Annotated in this window: 13 protein-coding genes; 12 read left to right on the top strand and 1 reads right to left on the bottom strand. The window is 70.8% G+C overall.

Annotated features, from left to right (window positions below; translation table 11 throughout):
- Nucleotides 1-39: 39 nt before the first annotated feature.
- The 10 genes from Asi03nite_RS31230 (at nucleotide 40) to Asi03nite_RS31185 (ending at nucleotide 9,942) form a co-directional block, all read left to right on the top strand.
- The gene (locus Asi03nite_RS31230; RefSeq protein WP_203684098.1) at nucleotides 40-960 is read left to right on the top strand and encodes a YihY/virulence factor BrkB family protein; all 921 of its coding nucleotides are present in this window, start codon (nucleotides 40-42) and stop codon (nucleotides 958-960) included.
- Between the two features lie 7 nt (nucleotides 961-967).
- Entirely contained in the window at nucleotides 968-1,354 is a 387-nt protein-coding gene (locus Asi03nite_RS31225) for a hypothetical protein (RefSeq protein WP_203684097.1), read from the top strand.
- Nucleotides 1,355-1,376: 22 nt separating this feature from the next.
- The gene (locus tag Asi03nite_RS31220; RefSeq protein WP_203684096.1) at nucleotides 1,377-1,646 is read left to right on the top strand and encodes an SCO4848 family membrane protein; all 270 of its coding nucleotides are present in this window, start codon (nucleotides 1,377-1,379) and stop codon (nucleotides 1,644-1,646) included.
- Nucleotides 1,647-1,892: 246 nt separating this feature from the next.
- Nucleotides 1,893-2,984, top strand: a complete 1,092-nt coding sequence (locus Asi03nite_RS31215; protein WP_239103051.1) for a BMP family lipoprotein — start codon at nucleotides 1,893-1,895, stop codon at nucleotides 2,982-2,984.
- 84 nt (nucleotides 2,985-3,068) lie between these two features.
- The gene (locus Asi03nite_RS31210) at nucleotides 3,069-4,667 is read left to right on the top strand and encodes an ABC transporter ATP-binding protein (RefSeq protein ID WP_307834041.1); all 1,599 of its coding nucleotides are present in this window, start codon (nucleotides 3,069-3,071) and stop codon (nucleotides 4,665-4,667) included.
- Nucleotides 4,664-5,914 (top strand): ABC transporter permease, encoded by a 1,251-nt coding sequence (locus Asi03nite_RS31205; RefSeq protein WP_203684094.1) that lies wholly within the window; start codon nucleotides 4,664-4,666, stop codon nucleotides 5,912-5,914. The genes Asi03nite_RS31210 and Asi03nite_RS31205 overlap by 4 nt, the downstream gene beginning before the upstream one ends.
- Before the next feature lie 4 nt (nucleotides 5,915-5,918).
- Nucleotides 5,919-7,187: an ABC transporter permease gene (locus Asi03nite_RS31200; RefSeq protein ID WP_203684093.1), complete on the top strand. Its 1,269-nt coding sequence runs from the start codon at nucleotides 5,919-5,921 to the stop codon at nucleotides 7,185-7,187.
- An 80-nt stretch (nucleotides 7,188-7,267) separates the two neighbouring features.
- The gene (locus Asi03nite_RS31195; protein ID WP_203684092.1) at nucleotides 7,268-7,981 is read left to right on the top strand and encodes a cytidine deaminase; all 714 of its coding nucleotides are present in this window, start codon (nucleotides 7,268-7,270) and stop codon (nucleotides 7,979-7,981) included.
- The gene (locus Asi03nite_RS31190) at nucleotides 7,978-9,255 is read left to right on the top strand and encodes a thymidine phosphorylase (RefSeq protein WP_203684091.1); all 1,278 of its coding nucleotides are present in this window, start codon (nucleotides 7,978-7,980) and stop codon (nucleotides 9,253-9,255) included. The genes Asi03nite_RS31195 and Asi03nite_RS31190 overlap by 4 nt, the downstream gene beginning before the upstream one ends.
- A gap of 6 nt (nucleotides 9,256-9,261) precedes the next feature.
- Nucleotides 9,262-9,942, top strand: coding sequence for a DUF4272 domain-containing protein (locus tag Asi03nite_RS31185; RefSeq protein WP_203684090.1), 681 nt, complete (start codon nucleotides 9,262-9,264; stop codon nucleotides 9,940-9,942).
- A gap of 55 nt (nucleotides 9,943-9,997) precedes the next feature.
- On the opposite strand, the gene Asi03nite_RS31180 is transcribed toward Asi03nite_RS31185, so the two are convergent.
- A complete protein-coding gene (locus tag Asi03nite_RS31180) occupies nucleotides 9,998-10,858 on the bottom strand; it encodes a putative RNA methyltransferase (protein ID WP_203684089.1) in 861 nt (286 codons plus the stop codon).
- A 26-nt stretch (nucleotides 10,859-10,884) separates the two neighbouring features.
- Here Asi03nite_RS31180 and Asi03nite_RS31175 point away from each other — a divergent pair, with 26 nt between their 5' ends.
- Together Asi03nite_RS31175 and Asi03nite_RS31170 are read left to right on the top strand one after the other, a co-directional pair.
- A complete protein-coding gene (locus Asi03nite_RS31175; protein ID WP_373872189.1) occupies nucleotides 10,885-12,006 on the top strand; it encodes an adenosine deaminase in 1,122 nt (373 codons plus the stop codon).
- A gap of 450 nt (nucleotides 12,007-12,456) precedes the next feature.
- On the top strand, nucleotides 12,457-14,708 hold a 2,252-nt coding region (locus Asi03nite_RS31170), incomplete at its 3' end, for a sensor histidine kinase (protein ID WP_203684088.1).

Here is a 14,708-nt window from a genome sequence, read left to right as displayed (position 1 = left end):
GACTGAGCGGTCCGCTGTGTCGTCCGTTACGGTCGCCCGGTGAACGCAGTCGACCGGGCGTACGATGCGGCCGCCGCCCGGATCATGGCAATCCGGTACCGCTCCCGCTCCTTCGACCACCTGTGCCGGGCGATCCTGCGCTACGAGGGCGTCCAGGGTGGCCGGCTGGCCGCCGCCATCGCGTACTACGGGTTCTTCGCGATCTTCGCGCTGCTGCTGATCGGCTACTCGGTCTTCGGGTTCCTGCTGAGCAGCAACACCGAACTGTTCGACCTGGTCGGCGACTTCCTCCGGCATAACCTGCCGTTCCTCGACGTGCAGGCCATCCTGGACAGCAAGAAGACGGTCGGGATCGTCGGCCTGGTCGGCCTGACCTTCACCGGCATCGGCTGGGTCGAGGCGATCCGCTCCTCGCAGCGGCTCATCTGGCGGCTGCGCGAGCAGCCCGGTTACATCGGCGTCCGGCAGGGGGTCGACCTGCTCGTGCTGATCGGCGTCCTGCTGCTGCTGGCCCTCACCCAGGCCGCCGTCTACGGCCTGGAGCAGCTGCTCGACTGGCTGGCCGGCGGCGGCTTCCGGACCACCCTGTCGGTGGTCAGCCTGATCCTGACGCTCGGGGTGAACATGCTGTTCGCGGCGGCGCTGCTGGCCGCCGTGCCGCGGCTGCGGATGACCGCGCGACGGATGGCCCCGCCGGTGCTGCAGGTCGGCGTGGGGCTGATGCTGCTCAACACGGTGGGCAAGTCGTTCGTCGGGATGGTCGAGCGCAACCCGGCGTACGGCCTGGTCGGCTCGGCCGTCGGGGCGCTGGTCTACCTCTACCTGTTCAACCAGCTGCTGCTGTTCGGCGCGGCGTGGGCGGCGACCAGCCCGCACGGACGTGTGGTGGACCTCTCAGCTGACGACAAAACGGCCCCCGTGGGCCAAAACCGCTGGATCCGGGATGCCCGCCCGCGATGATGTCCCGATGGGCGCTCTCGTCACTCTGCATCCGCCGATCGGCTCGCCGCACACCGGTGTTCCGTGGGTGGTCACCATCGGCTCGCTCGGTGACCGGGAGGACTGGGATCCGGTGGTCTGCGGGCCGTACGAGCGGGAGCACGCGATCGCCCTGGCCCGCGCCGTGGTCGCCGACGACGATCTGATGGCCGTGGTGGAGCCGATGTTCCCGCTGGACTCGGCGGACGCGATCCGCGCGGAGATCGGGGCGGTCCGGGCGGCGGCCGAGAACGCCGAGCAGCCCGGCGAGGAGCTGCTGGCCGAGCAGGGCATCGGCGGGCCGCCACCGCCCACCCCGGGGCGCTCCGAGGTGCGCGACGGCTGGCGGCGGATAGCCACCCGACTGAGCGGCTGAGGACGCTGCGATACTGGTCGTCGTGGTGATCACACGGCGTTGGGCGGCGTTCCTGGTGGCGGTCGGCGTGTGGACGTGGGTGATCTGGCCCCGCTTCGGCGTCGCCATCTATCGCGACGACCGTTCGTTCGACGGCGGCACGCCCACCTCGTTCCTCTGGGTCCACGCCCTGTTGATCACGGCGTCACTGGTGATCGGCACGATCGTCGGCGTCCTCGGGATCCGGGCCTGGCGAGAGTCGTACCGGAGGCAAGCGGAGGATGACCAGAAAGCGGCCGTGACCGAACGGTGATCTCAGCCGTCACGAACCGTTATCAAAGCCGGTTGCGGAGGGCGAAGATTAATCCCCGGTCACCCGGCCCCCCGGGCAATTCCCCTGCGAACCCATCGAAAGCGGCAGGCAAAAGGCCTGGTGATTGCGGCGCGATAACGGTGCGCCAACAGTCCGTACCGAACGCCTGACGACCACATGGCCCACCGTTACGCTGCCGACCTGAGACCCACCGAGAGTGTCGGTGTGCAGCGGAAGGAGGGCGTCTTGCGCCCAGTACGTGGGAAGCGGATCGTGGCGGTTCTCGCGGCAGGTGGGCTGACGCTCGCGGCCGCCGCTTGTGGTAAGGCTCCGGACACCCCCTCGGCGGGCGGCAGCGCCAGCACCGCCGCCGCTTACAAGGCCTGCATGGTCACCGACACCGGTGGCATCGACGACAAGTCGTTCAACGCCTCGGCGTGGGCCGGTATCCAGGCCGCCAAGGTCGAGTCGAGCAACGTCGACGCGAAGTACGTCTCCTCGTCCTCCGAGGCCGACTACGAGCCGGGCCTGCGCAACTTCGTCTCGCAGAAGTGCGACTTCATCCTCGCGGTCGGCGGCCTGATGGGCGACGCCACCAAGAAGGTCGCCGCCGAGAGCGCCGGCTCGCAGTTCGCCATCGTGGACAGCAACAGCACCGGCGCCAACGTCTACCCGATGCAGTTCGCCACCCACCAGGCCGCGTTCCTGGCCGGCTACCTCGCCGCGGGGTACTCGAAGTCCGGCAAGGTCGGCACCTACGGCGGTCTGAAGATCGCCCCGGTCACCATCTTCATGGACGGCTTCGCCGACGGCGTCGCCTACTACAACCAGAAGAAGGGCAAGACCGTCCAGGTTCTGGGCTGGGACAAGGCGAAGCAGAACGGTTCCTTCGCGGACAGCTTCATCGACCAGAACAAGGGCAAGACGATCACCCAGACCCTGGTCTCGCAGGGCGCCGACGTGATCCTGCCGGTCGCCGGCGGCACCGGCCTGGGCACCGCGCAGGTCGCCAAGGACTCCGCCGGCAAGGTCTCGGTCGTCTGGGTCGACCAGGACGGCTGCAAGAGCGCCGCGCAGTACTGCGACGTGTTCCTCAGCACCGTGGTGAAGAACGTCGAGGAGGCCGTCAAGGAGGCCGTGGTCAAGGGCGCCAAGAAGGAAGCCCTCGCCGCGAGCCCGGGCTACATCGGCACGCTGCAGAACGACGGTGTCGGCCTGGCGCCGTACAACAAGTTCGACAGCAAGGTCGACGCCGCCCTCAAGGGCGAGGTGGACCAGCTGAAGAAGGACATCGTCGCCGGTACGGTCAAGGTCGAGTCGGCCAGCGCGCCGAAGTGACCAACCGGTAGTAACATTCGGCCGCCGCTCGGCCATGGGCTCCGGGTCCGTGGCTGAGCGGCGGCTCGCATTAGGTTCTGCCGGGTGAATCGCGCCGGAGTGGCGCCACGCCGCAGAACCTACCGTCCACCAGGCATTTCCGACGTCGGGGAGATTCCGCTGAAACTGGAACTGCGCGGCATCACCAAGCGCTTCGGCGACCTGGTGGCCAACGACCACATCGACATCACCGTCGAACCGGGCGAGGTGCACGCCCTGCTCGGGGAGAACGGCGCCGGCAAGTCGACGCTGATGAACCAGCTGTACGGTCTGCTCCAGCCGGACCAGGGCGAGATCGTCGTCAACGACGAGCCCAAGGTGTTCCGCAGCCCGCGGGACGCCATCGCGGCCGGCATCGGCATGGTGCACCAGCACTTCATGCTGGTCCCGGTCTTCACCGTGGCGGAGAACATCGCGCTCGGCGCCGAGGAGACCCGGGGCGGCCCGCTCGGCTGGCTGGACCGCCGCCGGGCCCGCCGCGACGTGCTGGAAACCTCCAAGCGCTTCGGCCTGCCGGTCGACCCGGACGCCCTGGTCGAGGACCTGCCGGTCGGCGCCCAGCAGCGGGTGGAGATCGTCAAGGCGCTGACCCGCGACGTCGACCTGCTGATCCTGGACGAGCCGACCGCGGTGCTCACCCCGCAGGAGACCGAGGAACTGCTCGCGGTGATGCGCTCGCTCACCGAGATGGGCAAGTCGATCGTCTTCATCACGCACAAGCTCAAAGAGGTCAAGGCGATCGCCGACCGGATCACCGTGATCCGCCGCGGCCAGGTGGTCGGCACGGCCCGCCCGGACACCAGCGAGGACGAGCTGGCCGCCCTGATGGTGGGCCGCGCGGTGAGCCTCGAGGTGGACAAGCGCCCGGCCGAGCCCGGCCGATCGGTGCTGCGGCTCGCCGGCCTGGTCGTCGACGACGACCGCGGCATCCGGGCGGTCGACGGCGTGGATCTGGAGGTCCGGGCCGGTGAGGTGCTCGGCATCGCGGGCGTCCAGGGCAACGGCCAGACCGAGCTGGTCGAGGCGGTGATGGGGCTGCGCGAGGTGCGCGCCGGCCGGATCGAGCTGGACGGCGACGACCTGGCCGGGCAGAGCACCAAGCGGATCCTGCGCTCCGGCGTCGGCTACGTCCCGGAGGACCGCAGCCACGACGGCGTGGTGAAGGAGTTCACCGTCGCGGAGAACCTGATCCTGGACATGTACGACCGGGACCCGTTCGGCAACCGGTTCCGGCTGAACCTCGACAAGATCGACGGTAATGCCAAGGAGCGGGTCGCCCAGTTCGACATCCGCTGCCAGTCACCGGAGACCCCGGTCGGCACGCTCTCCGGCGGCAACCAGCAGAAGGTCGTCATCGCCCGGGAGATGTCCCGGCCGCTGCGCCTGTTCATCGCCTCCCAGCCGACCCGCGGTGTGGACGTCGGCTCGATCGAGTTCATCCACGGCCAGATCGTCCACGAGCGCGACCAGGGCACCGCCGTGCTGGTGGTCTCCAGTGAGCTCGACGAGGTGGTCGGTCTCGCCGACCGGATCGCGGTGATGTACCGCGGCCGGATCCTGGCGATCGTCTCGCCGGACACCCCGCGCGAGGAGATCGGCCTGCTGATGGCCGGCATCACCGGCGGCAACGAGGAGAAGAAGTGACCGCCGAAGCGACCAAACAGAAGGCACCTGTCGAGAAGGAGCCGTTCCTCAACGTCTTCCTGCGCAACCTCTGGTCCTCCAACGGCGTCACCGTCACGGTCCTGTCGATCGTGCTGGCCGTGGTGATCGGCGCCGTGCTGATCGTGGTCTCGGACTCCGCGGTGCTGGCGAAGTTCGGGTACTTCACCGCCCGTCCGGGCGACGCGCTGGAGGCCAGCTGGACGTTGATCAGCTCGGCCTACTCCGACCTGCTCAAGGGCGCGCTGGGCGACCCGGACGCGTTCCGCGCCTGGTTCTCCGGCGGCGGCACCTGGCAGGACGCGCTCGCGCCGATCTCCGAGACGCTCACCTACGCCGCCCCGCTGGTCTTCACCGGCCTGTCGGTGTCGCTGGCGTTCCGCGGCGGCCTGTTCAACATCGGCGCGCAGGGCCAGGCCGTGCTCGGCTGCATCGCGGCCGGTGTCGCCGGCTTCACCCTCGGCCTGCCGATCGTGCTGAACCTGATCGTCGCGCTGGTCGCCGGCGCGCTCGGTGGGGCCCTCTGGGGCTTCCTGCCCGGCCTGCTCAAGGCCCGGACCGGCGCCCACGAGGTGATCACCACGATCATGCTGAACTACACCGCCGGCCTGTTCCTGGCCTGGCTGGTGATCCAGAAGGGCGTGCAGCAGCCGGGACGGACCGACGCGATCAGCAAGGTGGTCGCCGAGTCCGCGCAGCTGCCCTCGTTCGGCGGCGTGCTCCGGGTGCACCTGGGCATCGTCCTCGCGGTGCTGGTCACCGCCGGGGTGGCCTGGCTGCTGAACCGGTCGGCGTTCGGCTTCGAGCTGCGGGCGGTGGGCGCCAACCCGCACGCCGCGCGGACCGCCGGGATCAGCGTCGCCAAGACGTACGCGCTGCTGATGGCCGTGGCCGGTGGCCTGGCCGGGCTCGGCGGCGCGACTCAGGTGCTCGGTACGGCGTACGCGCTGACCCCGTCGGTGGCCGGCAACATCGGCTTCGACGGCCTGCTGGTCGCGCTGCTCGGGCGCAACCGCCCGTGGGGCACCCTGCTGGCCGCGCTGCTGTTCGGCGCGCTGCGGGCCGGCGGCAACCGGATGCAGTCGTTCACCGGCATCTCGCTGGAGCTGGTCACCGTGCTGCAGGCCCTGATCGTCATCTTCATCGCCGCACCCGCCCTGGTGAAGGCGATCTTCCAACTGCGTGCCGCCCGCGTCGCCGGGCTCGGCGCCGTACCGGCGAAGGGCTGAGAACATGTCGACCGCGACTGTGGAGGCGCCCGCCGAGGTCGCCGCGCCGGAGCCGTTCTGGACCCGGCAGCGCCGCTTCGGCGTGGCCCTGATCCTGCTCGGCGTCCTCGCCGCCGTGCTGTTCGGCTCGCTCGCGCCGGACAAGGACGCCCGCTTCACGCTCACCGAGGACGCCCAGGGCGCGGCGCTCTCGATCAACGGCCAGTTCGGCGCCGTGCTGTTCGGCGTGCTCACCCTGGTAGCCGGTGGCCTGCTGCTGGCCGGCCTGCTCAAGCGCTGGTCCAACGCGCTGCTGGTGGCCGGCATCGTGACCTTCGTGCTGTCCTTCCTGTGCTGGCAGGTGGCCGGGCAGTTCATGTCCCTGCAGGACACCCTCGGCGGCACGCTGGACCTGGCCCTGCCGCTGATCCTGGGCGCGCTGGCCGGTGTGCTCGGCGAGCGTTCCGGCGTGGTGAACGTCGCCATCGAGGGCCAGTTCCTGATGGGCGCGTTCGCCGGCGCCCTGATCGGCACCCTGGCCGGCAGCGTCTGGGCCGGTCTGATCAGCGCGGCGATCGGCGGTGTGATCATCGCGGCGATCCTGGCCGTGCTCTCGATCCGCTACCTGGTCGACCAGACAGTGGTCGGCATCGTGCTGAACCTGTTCGCGCTCGGCATCACCGGCTTCCTCTACGAGCGGCTGATGCAGCCGGACGCGCAGCACTACAACACCCCGCCGCAGATGCCCGCGTGGCGCATCCCCGGGCTGGCCGACATCCCGGTGCTCGGCCCGGTGGTGTTCGACGCCACCCTGCTGCTCTGGATCGCGTTGATCCTGGTCGTGGTCATCCACTTCGCGCTGAACCGGACCCGGTGGGGCCTGCGCACCCGGGCGGTCGGCGAGCACCCCACCGCGGCCGACACGGTGGGCATCCGGGTGCGCGGCCTGCGCTACCTGAACGTGCTGCTCGGCGGCGTGGTGGCGGGCCTCGGCGGGGCGTACTTCACGCTGGTGGCGACCGGCAGCTTCACCAAGAACATGACGGCCGGCGCGGGCTTCATCGCGCTCGCCGCGCTGATCTTCGGGCGGTACACGCCGATCGGAGCGTTCGGGGCGGCGCTGTTCTTCGGCTTCGCCCAGAAACTGGCGTTCTACCTGAGCGCGATCAACAGCCCGGTACCGAACCAGTTCCTCAGCATGCTGCCGTACCTGGCGACGATCATCGCGGTGGCCGGTCTGGTGGGCCGCGTGCGGGCGCCGGCGGCGGATGGGCTTCCGTACGTCAAGAGTTAGGCAATTCCTGCGAACGGATGCCCGGCCAGAGGCCGGGCATCCGTCTTTGACAGGCCGGACAGTGGGGCAGAATCGAGATCATGGAGATCGACTGGGCGGCGCTACGAGCAGCCGCCATCGAGGTGATGCGGCGGGCTTACGTGCCCGCCTCCGACTTCCCGGTCGGTGTGGCCGCCCTGGTCGACGACGGCCGGGTGGTGGTGGGCTGCAACGTGGAGAACGCGTCCATCGGCATGACCCTGTGCGCCGAGTGCGGCATGGTCGGCTCGCTGCACGCGACCGGCGGCGGCCGGCTGGTGGCGATGTCCTGCGTGGATGCCACCGGCGCCCCGCTGATGCCGTGCGGGCGCTGCCGGCAGATCCTGTGGGAGCACGGCGGCCCGGAGATGCTGGTCGAGGCGCTGCCCCGGCCGCTGCGGATGGAAGAGCTGCTGCCGCACGCGTTCGGCTGGGTGGACATGGCGAAGGTGACCGGCCCGGCCGGTGGCCCCGAGGTCCCCGCCGAGCTGGCCAAGTGGCGCGGGCGGGGCACGGTGTTCGTGCACCCGGACCTGTCCGGTGGCGAGACGATCTGGACCGGGTACTGGGAGCGCTCGTCCGGCGCCCCGGGCACCGGCGAGGACAAGGGCATCCTGGAGGAGGGGCCGAACTTCCCGAGCGCCTCCGCCGCGGTGGCCTGGGGCCTGGTCCGCAGTCCGCGGGTCGTGGTGGTGGACGCCGAGGGCGGTCTGTCCTGGGCGGGCGAGGGTGAGCTGCCGGAAGGCATTCCGCAGCGCTGGAAAGAGGAAGCATGAGCGGATTCGCCGCGGTCGACGTCATCCGGGCCAAGCGGGACGGGCACACCCTGACCGACGCCCAGATCGACTGGGTGGTCGACGCCTACACCAGGGGCGTGGTCGCCGACGAGCAGATGTCCGCGCTGGCCATGGCGATCCTGCTGCGCGGCATGACGCCCGCCGAGATCGCCCGGTGGACCGCCGCGATGATCGCCAGCGGCGAGCGGCTGGACCTGTCCGCGGTGTCCCGGCCGACCGCCGACAAGCACTCCACCGGCGGCGTCGGTGACAAGATCACGCTGCCGCTGACCCCGCTGGTCGCCGCGTGCGGCGTGGCCGTCCCGCAGCTGTCCGGCCGCGGCCTGGGGCACACCGGCGGCACGCTGGACAAGCTGGAGTCCATCCCGGGCTGGCGGGCCCGGCTGGACAACGACGAGTTCATCCGGCAACTCGACGAGATCGGCGCGGTGATCTGCGCGGCGGGTGAGGGCCTGGCCCCGGCCGACCGCAAGCTGTACGCCCTGCGCGACGTCACCGGCACCGTCGAGGCGATCCCGCTGATCGCCAGCTCGATCATGAGCAAGAAGATCGCCGAGGGCACCGGCGCGCTGGTGCTCGACGTCAAGGTCGGCTCCGGCGCGTTCATGAAGGACCTGGCGAGCGCCCAGGAGCTGGCCCGCACCATGGTCCGGCTGGGCAAGGACAGCGGGGTCACCACTGTCGCCCTGCTCACCGACATGAACACCCCGCTCGGCCGGGCCGTCGGCAACGCCAACGAGGTGGCCGAGTCGGTCGAGGTGCTGGCCGGCGGCGGCCCGGCCGACGTGGTCGAGCTGACCCTGGCCCTGGCCCGGGAGATGCTGGCCGCCGCGGGTGTGGACGCGGACCCGGAGAAGGTGCTGGCCTCGGGCGCCGCGATGGACACCTGGCGGGCGATGATCCGGGCGCAGGGCGGCGACCCGGACGCCCCGCTGCCGGTCGCGGCGCACACCGAGGTGCTGCGGGCCGAGGCGGACGGCGTGGTGACCACCCTGGACGCGTACGGGATCGGGGTCGCCGCCTGGCGGCTCGGCGCCGGCCGGGCCCGCAAGGAGGACCCGGTCAGCTTCGGCGCCGGGGTGCAGTTGCGGGTGAAGCCGGGCGACCGGGTGAAGGCCGGTGACGTGCTGCTGGAGCTGCGCACCGACGACGAGTCGCGGATCGAGGCGGCCCGGGCCGACGCGGCCGCGGCGATCGCGCTCGGAAGCGACGCCCCCGCCTCTGCCGGTCTCCTGCTGGACCGCATAGCCTGACGCACCATGACGAAGGCCGCTCCCGATCCACGCGCGGTCCGCGAGGCCAGCCTGGACGAACTGGCCCGTCTGGGCCTGCCGCTGCCGCCCCTCTCCTTCCCGCTGGTCTGGGAGCTGGGCGACACAGTCGAGCTGCGCCCGGTCGCCGAGCTGGAGGCCCGCGCCGCGGTGCTGCACGTGGTGGTGGCCCGCTGCTTCGGGATGCCCACCGAGGCGGCGATGAGCTGGCTGCTGGCCTCGCACCTGGTGGAGCTGGTGACCCCGCCGGAGTGGCAGTTCGTGATCGGCGCCAAGGGCGACCACCGGTCGTTCGTGCTGCACCACGACGCGGTCTTCGCGCTGGCCTGGCTGCTCGGGCTGGGCCGGCACCTGGACCCCACGGTGCCGCCGGACGACCACCTGATGACCCAGATGCCGGATCTGCCGGCCGGCGAGACGTTCGCCCGCTGGCGGTCCCGGTCCCTGGTCGCGGTCCGGGACGCGGCCGAGGCGGCGGTGCTGCTCGACCTGTACTACTGCCTGGACTGGGCGTTCCAGGAGGCGGAACAGGCCGGGCGGCAGCTGCCCGGCGAGGTGGACAGCAACGCGATCGGGCAGCGGCGCTGGGCGCTGGAGTGGGCTGTCATCTTCCACGGCCCGTACCACGACGACCCGCCGGAGTGGGAAGAGGTCGATCTCTCCGTCTAGGTCGCGGCCGCTCCGGGCCGCTTCGATCGCTTGCGTACGGGACGGAGCGCCGTCCTCAGCGTGGCCGGTAGACCGACAGGTCCACCGCGGCGGTGACGGTGCGGTCGTGGGTGGGCAGGGCGTTCACCGGGACGTGCCGGGCGCTCGGGGTCATCCCGATCAGCGTGCGGACCTCGGTGGCGCTCAGCCGCAGCCCGGCGCGGAGAGTGGTCGTGCCGGCCGGCGCGAAGTGCTCGTCCAGCGCCCCGCTCACCCGGGCCGCCTTGTCCGGGTCGACCTGGATCAGGCCGTGCGCGCTGACCAGCTCGGACAGGTGGTCGGCGGCCGGGGTGACCACCAGCAGCCAGCCGTCCGGGCGCAGCACCCGGCGGAACTCGGCGCCGTTGCGCGGGGCGAAGACGTTCAGGATCACGGTGGCGCAGGCGTCCGCGACCGGCAGCGGGCGCCACAGGTCGGTCAGCACCGCGGCGGCCCGCGGGTGGGCGCGGGCGGCCCGGCGCAGGGCCGGCTTCGAGACGTCCAGGCCCAGGCCGACGGCCGTGGGGGCGGAGTCGAGCACGTGGGCCAGGTAGTCGCCGGTGCCGGTGCCGGCGTCGACGATCAACGGCGGGGCGCCGGCCTCCCCTCGTACGCCGATGGCCTCTTGATCTTGAAGGTGGTCCGCAGCGGTCCGGACCGCCTCGGCGAGGGCCGCGGCGATGAAGGCGTAGTGGCCGGCGGCCAGGAAGCCGGCCCGGTCGGCGATCATCTCGGCGCTGTCGCCGGTGTGCGGCAGGCGCCCGGCGCTCAGGTCGGCGTAGCCCTGCCGGGCCATGTCGAAGCTGTGCCCGCGCGGGCAGCGCAGCGCCCGATCACCCCGGTCGAGTGGCAGTCGGCACACCGGGCACCTCAGGTACGGCAATGCGCCATCGATCATTCCGGTCTTCCCTCTACGCTTCCCTGATGGCTGCCATTGCACATTCGGACATCGTCAAAGCCCCCAAGGTTCTGCTGCACGACCATCTGGACGGCGGCCTGCGCCCCGCCACGATCGTGGAGCTGGCCGCCGCGGTGGGCCACGAACTGCCGGAGACCGACCCGGCCCGGCTCGGCGACTGGTTCGTCGCCGCCGCCGACTCCGGCTCGCTGGAACGGTACCTGGAGACCTTCGCGCACACGGTCGCGGTGATGCAGACCGAGGAGGGGCTGCGCCGGGTGGCCCGGGAGTGCGCGCTCGACCTGGCCGCCGACGGCGTCGTCTACGCCGAGGTGCGGTACGCCCCGGAGCAGCACCTGGAGGGCGGCCTGACGCTGGACCAGGTGGTCGAGGCGGTGCATGCCGGGTTCCGCGAAGGTTGCGCCGAGGCGGCCGCGGCCGGCACCCCGATCCGGATCGGCACCCTGCTGACCGCGATGCGGCACGCCGCCCGCTCGCAGGAGATCGCCGAGCTCGCCGTCCGGTTCCGGGACACCGGCGTGGTCGGCTTCGACATCGCCGGTGCCGAGGCCGGCTTCCCGCCCACCCGGCACCTGGACGCCTTCGAGTACCTGCAGCGGGAGAACTTCCACTTCACCATCCACGCCGGCGAGGCGTTCGGCCTGCCGTCGATCTGGGAGGCCATCCAGTGGTGCGGCGCCGACCGGCTGGGGCACGGCGTCCGGCTGGTGGACGACATCGCAGCGGTGCCGGACGGCCCGAGCGCGGTGACCGCGACCGGCGGCACCGCGGCCGCCCCGCCGGTGCTGGGACGTCTCGCGGCCTACGTCCGGGACAAGCGGATCCCGCTGGAGCTGTGCCCGTCGTCGAACGTGCAGACCGGCGCGGCCGAGTCGATCGCGGCGCACCCGATCAAGCTCCTGCACGACCTGCGCTTCCGGGTCACTGTCAACACCGACAACCGGCTGATGAGCGGGACATCGATGAGCCGTGAGATGAGCCTGCTGGTGGATTCGTTCGGCTGGGGCTGGGCGGAACTGCAGTGGTTGACGATCAACGCGATGAAGTCGGCGTTCGTCCCGTACGACGAGCGATTGGCGTTGATCAACGAGGTGATCAAGCCGGCGTACGCCAAGTTGCTGGGCTGAAGTCCGGCTTTTCGCCCTTTTCCTGGAAAGGAGCGAACGTACGTCAGGCGAAATCACCTGTCCGGATCCCGGCCTCGGCCGTTCGGCTACACTGCCGCCTACAAACTTGGCATAATCCGGCATCTCGCCTTGCCGATCGCGGGGAACCGAGCCATCGTCACTCCTGTCGCGATCGACTACGATACGACCCGTCGGCCTGCGCCCACCCCCCACGCCGCGCCGACCTCGTTCGAGTGACCTTGAGATACAAGAACTTCTACAGGTAGTGATTTCAGACCGGCGATGTCCAACTGCGACGTTGCAACATCGCGTCACACAACCGGTCCGTGCCCGCCTGGTCTTTCTCTTTGACACTCGTCGTGATGGAATCTCGGGGGCCCGACCCGGCGAGTCGGCCGTGCGCGGTGCCCGGCGAGCCGAATGCCGGGCCCGAATCAGGAGGACGGTGACGTGAGCAAGCGCCCCAGTGAGGCGGACGGCGTCATGTCGCGTCTGCGTCGACCCGCGGGTCGGCTGCGAGACCTACCCATCTGGTCCAAGCTTGGTCTGATCATGCTCGTGCCGACCGTCGCGACGATCATCGTCGGCGTCAACGGCCTCATCGAGCACATCGACCAAGCCAATACCGCGGAGAACACTCGGACCCTCGCGGCTCTCGCCGAGGCCGCTGGTGGCCTCGCCGACCAGTTGCAGGACGAGCGGTCGTACGCGATGCAGATCGCGATCGTGAAGGAGCGTTCCAGCAAGGCGGCGGTTCCGGACCCGCTGGTCGCGAAGTTCAACGGTCAGCACTCGAAGGTCGAGGCGGCCAGCCAGCCGTACTCGCAGCAGCGCGCTGCCCTCGAAGGTCAGCCCGAGCGGGTCGAGCAGTTGCTCTCCCGCCTGGACCTGAACCTGGCGGACCTCGCGGCGTACCGCAGCAAGGTCACCAACGGCTCGGAGAGCACGAAGAGCGTCGACACCACGTACACCGGACTGGTCGGCGACCTGCTCTCGGTGCGCGACGTCGCCGCTCAGCAGGCCACCGACAGCGGCCTGAGCGACCGCCTGCGCGCGGTTGCCGAGGTGGCCCGCGCCAAGGAGTACGTGTCCGAGGAACGCTTCATCGGCCACCAGGTGATCGGCGCCAACGAGTTCTCCACCACGTTCCGCCAGTCCTTCCTCACCGCGGACACCGGCTTCAACCTCGCCCGGGCCAACCTCAAGGCGGTCTCCACCAACGGCGAGTACGACCTGTTCGTGAAGTCGACGGACGAGAACCCGGCCCAGCGCTCTGCCACCAACCTGACCAATCCGCTGCTCAGCAGCCCGGGCACCGACATCTCCCGGTCGCACCTCACCGCCGACGGGTGGGACGAGGCGATGTCCGGTTACGACAACACGTTCCGCCAGGTCGAGGAACAGCTCGACAAGAGCATCGTTGCCCGGGCCAACGACCTGCGAAACACGACGAACCGCACGGTGTTCCTGGAGACCAGCCTCCTGCTGGGCATGCTGCTGCTGGCCATCCTGTTCGCCTGGCTCGTCGCCCGGTCGATGGCCCGCTCGCTGCGGGAGCTGCGTCAGGGCGCCCTCGCGGTGGCCCAGTTCGGCCTGCCGCACGCGGTGAGCCGGCTGCGTGACCCGGCGTTCTCCGCGTCGCTCACCCCGGCCCAGGTCGCCGACCAGATCGCCGAGCCTCTCCCGGTGCGCAGCCGGGACGAGTTCGGGCAGGTGACCGAGGCGTTCAACGCGGTCCACCTGGAAGCGGTGCGGACCGCGGCCGAGCAGGCCGCACTGCGCGCCTCCGTCGCGACCATGTTCGTCAACCTCGCCCGCCGTTCGCAGATCCTGGTCGACCGGCTGATCGGCCACCTGGACCGGCTGGAGCGCGGCGAGGAGGACCCGGACCGGCTGGCCGAGCTCTTCCAGCTGGACCACCTGGCCACCCGAATGCGGCGCAACGACGAGAACCTCCTGGTTCTCGCGGGCGCCGACTCCACCCGCGTGCAGCGCGAGCCGGCCGCCCTGATCGACGTGCTGCGCGCCGCGCAGTCCGAGGTCGAGCACTACACCCGGATCGAGTTCGGCGTCATCGACCGGGAGATCGAGGTGGCGGCGCACGCCGTCAACGACATGGTCCACCTGGTCGCCGAGCTCTTCGACAACGCGACTGCCTTCTCCCCGCCGAACTCCAACGTTCTGGTGGAGGCCCGCCGGGTCGGCGAGAACGCGGTGCTCACCGTGGAGGACCACGGCATCGGCATCAGCCGTGAGCAGCTGCGCGACCTCAACGAGCGGCTGGCCAACCCGCCCACTGTGGACGTCGCCGTCTCCCGGATGATGGGCCTGGTCGTGGTGGCCCGGCTGGCGAACCGGCACGGCGTCCGTGTCGAGCTGCGCCCGGCCGACCGTGAGCGGGGTACTGTCGCTGAGGTGGGCCTGCCCGTCTCCGTCCTGGCTGCCGCGGCGACCGCCCGTGCGCAGGGTGGATACGACGCGCCCCCGGCCGCGATGCCGTCCTTCGGCGAGCCGCTCGCCCTGGAGAGCGGCCGCGGTGGATACCCGGGTGCCAACGGCACCAGCGGTTCCGTCCCGGCCTGGTCCGACCTGACCGGTGCCGCGTCGTCCAACGGCTTCGGCGGTGGCCCGACCAACGGTTTCGGCGGTGGCCCGACCAACGGTTTCGGCGGTGGCCCGACCAACGGTTTCGGCGGTGGGAT

It is taken from the genome of Actinoplanes siamensis, from assembly GCF_016862395.1.
GTDB classification, from domain to species: domain Bacteria; phylum Actinomycetota; class Actinomycetes; order Mycobacteriales; family Micromonosporaceae; genus Actinoplanes; species Actinoplanes siamensis.
Note: the sequence above shows the minus strand (reverse complement) of the source record. Positions and strands in the feature narration are given on the sequence as shown.

Bases quoted from the DNA above. Each gene is read 5' to 3' on its own strand.
- Asi03nite_RS31185 (WP_203684090.1), top strand. From the start codon at position 9,262: ATGACGAAGGCCGCTCCCGATCCACGCGCGGTCCGCGAGGCCAGCCTG.
- Asi03nite_RS31175 (WP_373872189.1), top strand. From the start codon at position 10,885: ATGGCTGCCATTGCACATTCGGACATCGTCAAAGCCCCCAAGGTTCTG.
- Asi03nite_RS31190 (WP_203684091.1), top strand. From the start codon at position 7,978: ATGAGCGGATTCGCCGCGGTCGACGTCATCCGGGCCAAGCGGGACGGG.
- Asi03nite_RS31195 (WP_203684092.1), top strand. From the start codon at position 7,268: ATGGAGATCGACTGGGCGGCGCTACGAGCAGCCGCCATCGAGGTGATG.
- Asi03nite_RS31200 (WP_203684093.1), top strand. From the start codon at position 5,919: ATGTCGACCGCGACTGTGGAGGCGCCCGCCGAGGTCGCCGCGCCGGAG.
- Asi03nite_RS31225 (WP_203684097.1), top strand. From the start codon at position 968: ATGGGCGCTCTCGTCACTCTGCATCCGCCGATCGGCTCGCCGCACACC.
- Asi03nite_RS31180 (WP_203684089.1), bottom strand. From the start codon at position 10,858: ATGATCGATGGCGCATTGCCGTACCTGAGGTGCCCGGTGTGCCGACTG.